Source organism: uncultured Campylobacter sp., assembly GCF_937949835.1.
Classification (GTDB): Bacteria; Campylobacterota; Campylobacteria; order Campylobacterales; family Campylobacteraceae; genus Campylobacter_B.
The window spans coordinates 1-5,568 of the sequence record NZ_CALEDC010000283.1 but is presented as its reverse complement, the minus strand read 5'-3'; the positions used below and the strand labels follow the sequence as shown (position 1 = coordinate 5,568).

General features: G+C 47.9%; 6 protein-coding genes. All 6 read left to right on the top strand.

Translation table 11 applies throughout. The features are described 5' to 3' along the window. The coding region (locus Q0256_RS06345) for an SEC-C metal-binding domain-containing protein (RefSeq protein WP_297961283.1) at nucleotides 1–1,520 on the top strand (1,520 nt) is incomplete at its 5' end. Beyond that, entirely contained in the window at nucleotides 1,448–1,915 is a 468-nt protein-coding gene (locus tag Q0256_RS06340; protein ID WP_297961280.1) for a hypothetical protein, read from the top strand. The genes Q0256_RS06345 and Q0256_RS06340, both read left to right, overlap by 73 nt. Nucleotides 1,916–2,359: 444 nt before the next feature. Next, nucleotides 2,360–3,550, top strand: a complete 1,191-nt coding sequence (locus Q0256_RS06335) for an ABC transporter permease (RefSeq protein WP_297961277.1) — start codon at nucleotides 2,360–2,362, stop codon at nucleotides 3,548–3,550. Between the two features lie 346 nt (nucleotides 3,551–3,896). Further along, nucleotides 3,897–4,031, top strand: a complete 135-nt coding sequence (locus Q0256_RS06330) for a hypothetical protein (RefSeq protein WP_297961274.1) — start codon at nucleotides 3,897–3,899, stop codon at nucleotides 4,029–4,031. A gap of 313 nt (nucleotides 4,032–4,344) precedes the next feature. Beyond that, the gene (folD, locus tag Q0256_RS06325; protein WP_297961271.1) at nucleotides 4,345–5,202 is read left to right on the top strand and encodes a bifunctional methylenetetrahydrofolate dehydrogenase/methenyltetrahydrofolate cyclohydrolase FolD; all 858 of its coding nucleotides are present in this window, start codon (nucleotides 4,345–4,347) and stop codon (nucleotides 5,200–5,202) included. Next, nucleotides 5,203–5,568, top strand: a 366-nt coding sequence (lepB, locus tag Q0256_RS06320) for a signal peptidase I (RefSeq protein WP_297961268.1), incomplete at its 3' end; no start/stop codon positions are given. It abuts the gene before it with no gap.

Here is a 5,568-nt window from a genome sequence, read left to right as displayed (position 1 = left end):
GCTCGATAACCATCCGAATGGCGCCGTGGAGACTTTACAAAAAACTATCGGGCATGACGGGTACGGCGCAGACGGAAGCGACGGAATTTTCTCAAATTTACAAACTCGAAGTGGTCTCGATCCCTACGAACGTGCCGGTTATCAGAAAGGATCAAAATGATCTTATCTACAAAACCGAGCGCGAGAAATTTGACGCCGTCATAAACGAAATCAAGCGGCTAAATTCCAAAGGTCAGCCCGTGCTAGTGGGTACGGCGTCGATTGAAAAGAGCGAGAAGCTGCACGAGCTTTTGGTCAAAGAAAACATCGCGCACTCCGTGCTAAACGCTAAAAATCACGAGCGCGAGGCGCAGATCATCAAAGACGCAGGCGTAAAGGGTGCCGTAACGATCGCTACGAATATGGCGGGACGCGGCGTGGATATCCGCATAGACGATGAAGTGCGTGCTTTGGGCGGGCTGTATATTTTAGGTACCGAGCGCCACGAAAGCCGCCGCATCGATAATCAACTCCGCGGACGAAGCGGGCGACAGGGCGATCCGGGCGAGAGTAGGTTTTTCTTAAGCTTGGAGGACAATCTGCTTAGAATTTTTGGCAGCGACAAGATTAAAAATATCATGGACCGCTTGGGTTTGAAAGACGGCGAGCATATCGAATCAGGCATGGTTTCGCGCGCAGTAGAGAACGCGCAGAAAAAGGTCGAGAGCTTGCATTTTGAAGCGCGTAAAAATATCCTAGAATACGACGACGTCGCAAACGAGCAGCGCAAGACAATCTATAAATATCGCAACGAGCTTTTGGACCCCGACTACGATCTGAAAGATAAAATCATCCAAAACCGCGAGGAGTACATCTCTAGCGTGCTTGAGGAGCTTGAAATTTTCGACGGCGCAAATATCAAAGAGGTCGATAAATTCCCGATCGTCGCCAAAATCGCTCAAGAAACGGGCGAGGTGCTCGAAAACAGCGAGCTTGAGAAGGTCGATGATTTCAAAGAGCTGAAAGAAAAGATCATCGGCGCGCTTGCCGTTTCGTATGAAAACAAGATGGCGCCGATCGATCCGCAGCAGCGCAAAAGTATCGAAAAGATGCTTTATCTACAGATCGTCGATCGCGACTGGCGGGAGCATCTGTATCAGATGGATATCCTAAAAGCGGGCATCGGACTTCGCGGCTACAACCACAAAGACCCACTTACCGAGTATAAAAAGGAGAGCTACAATCTTTTTATGGAGCTTGTAATGCGCCTCAAATCCGACAGCATCCGCTTGCTGCATTCGATCCAGTTTAAATCTAGGGAGGAGATCGAAGCCGAGCAGCGCGCGATGCAGGAGCGCATGGAGAGCTCGAACGCCAAAGAGCTTGCCGCTGCAAGCACGAATGAGGCGCAGCTAAAGGGCTCAGACGAGTTTGGCGACAAAAAGCCTAAGCGAAACGATCCTTGCCCTTGCGGCAGCGGCAAAAAATACAAAGACTGCCACGGCAAGGGCGGTCCGAAAAAAGGTGGCTTTGCAAGGTAAGCGCGACGATCGGTCGTAAATATCGCGCGATCGGTGATTTCGATTGCGAGCATTACGCGATCGGCGCTTTTGGATCTTGCTTTGTTTTTGTATTTAGCGGATCGGTCGAGGGCGAAAGGCGTTATAAAATTTTAAAAGAGGCTTTATCGCCAGGCGGCGCGGACAGAAATTTTAAAAGAGCTTGTTCGCGAGGCGGCGCGAACGGTGCGCAAAGCTGCGCGATGGGACGGAATTTTAGTTTTGAAATTTTAAAATTTCAAAGCGCACTTGGTGCCTTTGGCTACTTGTTTTCGCAGCGCCGTTTCGGTGTGCCGTGCGGCAAAACGCAAGCCGATCAGCGCGTGATACTTAAATTTAATACGCGGCTAGGACACTGCGCGTATTTGAAATTTTAAAATTTAGAATTTGGGTTTAAAATTTCGAAGTTTTGGTAAAGAGGTCTGTTTGGTTTGTCGTATCCGATATCGCTCGGGGTAAATTTTATTTGTGTATAAAAATAGATTGTAGCGCGATTTTAAATTTTTAAAACTCGCTGCGGTTTGAAACCGGCTAGCAATCAAGCAAAGTGCAAGAAACAATAGAGTAGAATTCTATCCCGTTGGGAGTTAAAGCCCATTTTCCGCTATCTTTAAATTTAATTTCAATTCTATCCCGTTGGGATTTGAAACATTTCAAGAGTGTTTAAGATTATAGTTCACACCTAGGTAAAATTCTATTAGTTAAAACTTAGTATTCCAAGGTGTGAAGCCTGTTTTTGGAATTTTAAAATTCTAAAATACTTAAAATTTAACATAGAATTTAGCGCTAAATTTTATGTGAAATTTTACAAGGACGGCTTTTTGGTAAAGTATTTATTATTCAAATATCTCAGATTCGACCGCTCTCAGCCCTTCATTACGCTTTCGGCGCTGCTTGCGTTCTTGGGCGTCGGCGTGGGGCTTACGGTGCTCATCGTCGCAATGGCGATAATGAACGGCTTTGATAAAGAATTCGAGCGCAAGCTCTTTACGATGAACTACCCGATCACGATCCACAGCCATTTTCGCGGCGGCATTTCAAAAGACGACGTGGAGGAGCTGCGAGCGGACTTCCCCGATCTGATCTTTAGCCCCTACATCAGCTCGCAAGTCATCGCCAAAAGCGGCGAGAAGCTCGAGGGTGGGCTGATTTTCGGCGTAAATTTAAACGATGAAAAGCGCATCAATTCAGTCGTCGCAGCAGGCGCCAAAGACGCCAATCTAACGGACTACGGCATCATGATAGGGCGCGGGATCAAGGACGAATTTATGCTGGATGATGGCAGTAAGATCACGATGATCTTTACAAAAAGCGATCCGGGCGGCTTTGCGCTGATTCCTAAGATGAAGCGCTTTGACGTGCGCGCGGATTTTAGCTCGGGGCTGATCGCCTACGACAAGGCGTATTCCTACGCGGACGCGAGCGATCTAGCCAAAATTTTGGGCTACGACGAGGGGACATTCGACGGCGTGCATGTTTTTTCAAACGATCCGTTTAAAGACCTGGAGCGCATCAAAAAAAGCCTTCCTAGCGGCACTAACGCCGTGGGCTGGTGGCAGCAAAACGGTAATTTTTTCAGCGCCCTTGCGCTTGAAAAGCGCGCGCTTTTCATCGTGCTGATGCTAATAATCCTAGTCGCAAGCCTAAATATCGTAAGTTCGCTTCTGATGACCGTGATGAACCGTCGCCAAGAGATCGCGCTTTTACTTAGCCTGGGTGCCAGCAAAAAAGAGGTCAAAAGGACCTTTTTCGCGCTCGGAGCCACGATCGGCGGCGGCGGCATCATATTCGGGCTCATTTTGGGCTTATTCGGCGTGTGGCTGCTCGGAAGCTTCGACATCGTAAATCTGCCGGCCGATGTCTACGGAAGCTCGAAGCTACCGATGGAGCTCTCGCTAGGCGATTTGGCGATGATTTTAATCGGCGCGGTGTTTATCGTAGCGCTATCGTCGTGGTATCCGGCCAAAAAAGCTACGCAGATCGACGTACTGCAAACACTGCGCAACGAGTAGATTTAAACGCGGCGCCTTTAAAATTCGGCGAAATTTTAAAATTTCAGAGCGGCGCGGTTGTGTTTTGCGCGGTATTTCGGTGCGTGGGCGGAGGCTGCGCGATCTCTTGCACGGCGCGCATCGTGTAAAATTGCACTAAATACGATTTGGGTTGCCAGAATTTTAATTTTTTAGCGAGATTGTAAGCTGCGCGAAGCCTAAATTTTGACGAAATTTGTGTCGTTAGAATTCGCCAAAATTTTAAATTTCAAAGGGGATAAAATTTTTATGAGTGCTTTGAAAAATTTTATGAAATTTTGCAACCAATCAAAGATAAAATTATAAAAATTTTGAATAAGGATATATGGTGCAAAAGATCGTTTTGTTTCTGTGCGCGGCGCTGTTTCTATGCGGCTGCTCTAGGAGCGGACCGCAAGATACCCCAGAGCCAGAGCAAAATAAGGCACCGAGCCACCATTATACAGGCTACTATTACGCATAGCGTATATTGCGCGGCGGGCGACGATACGAGACGTTTAACGGCGAGAAAATGGAAACATTGTAGTTTTTGCTCATTCGTGGACAAAAGCTCTCAAGCCTGCAATACGAGCCTTAGCAGCGTTGCAGCTTGAATGTAGCGGCGACAAGGCGTCCATTCGTCTATAATGACGATAAAATTTAGGCTTATTTGAGCAGGCATAAATTCAGGACGAAATTCTTTTTAAAATTCCTTCAAATTCCCATAAATCCCGCTAAATAAATCTAAATTTTATAAATTTTAGGGTAACATTCCCTATTTCTCAAAAAGGCTTTAAATGACTTTAATCGACGGCAAAAGCATAAGCGCGAAGGTAAAAGAGGAGATCAAATCGGCCGCTTCGGATCTTGCCGCAAAGGGCGTAGAGCCCGCGCTGGCGGTGATTTTGGTAGGCGAGGATGCGGCGAGCAAGACCTATGTCGCGAGCAAGGAAAAAGCCTGCGCCGCCTGTGGGATCCGCTCCGTAGCGCACCGCTTGAACTCCGATGTGAGCGAGGCGGCGCTTTTAGAACTGATAGAAAATTTAAACGAGGATGAGAGCATCGACGGCATCTTGGTGCAGCTGCCACTTCCAAGGCACATTGATACGAATAAAATTTTAGAAAAAATAAGCCCGCAAAAGGATGTGGACGGATTTAGTGCGATAAACGTAGGCAAGCTTACTAGCGGGCTTGCGGACGGTTTTGTGCCTTGCACTCCGCTTGGTGTGATGCGCCTGCTTGAGGAATACGGCGTGCAGATCGCGGGCAAAAATGCCGTCGTGCTGGGTCGCAGCAATATCGTCGGAAAGCCGATGGCAAGCCTGCTGCTAAATGCCGACGCCACCGTCACTATCGCTCATAGCAAGACGAAAGATTTAAAGCAGCTTTGCGCAGACGCCGACATTTTGGTTGCCGCGGTCGGCAAGGCGCATTTTGTGAGCGCAGATATGGTAAAAGAGGGTGCAGTGGTGATCGATGTTGGGATCAATCGCGGCGAGGACGGCAAGCTAAGAGGCGACATCGATTTTGAAGCAGTCGCGCCTAAGTGCTCGTTCATCACGCCCGTGCCCGGAGGCGTGGGGCCGATGACGATTGCGATGCTTTTGAGCAATACGATAAAATCGGCGAAAAATCGCTTAAGACAAAGAGCCTAAATGAAAATACTAAGCAAAATTTATCACTTTTTATCAAGTTGGACGGGGACGGTCATCGTCGTTTTATTCGTCATTCTTTTTGTGGCGCAAGCTTTCGTGATTCCCAGCGGATCGATGCGCACTACGCTTTTGGAGGGCGATTTTTTATTCGTTAAAAAATTTAGCTACGGCATCCCGACCCCACATATTCCGTTTGTAGAGTGGCAGGTGGCTCCTGATAGCGACGGAGATGGGCATATCATCCGCGGCGAGGGTCCAAAGCGCGGCGACATCGTGGTTTTCCGCTATCCGCTTAATGAAAAAATGCACTTTGTAAAGCGAAATTTTGCCGTAGGCGGCGACGAGGTGATATTTGATCTGAATAAT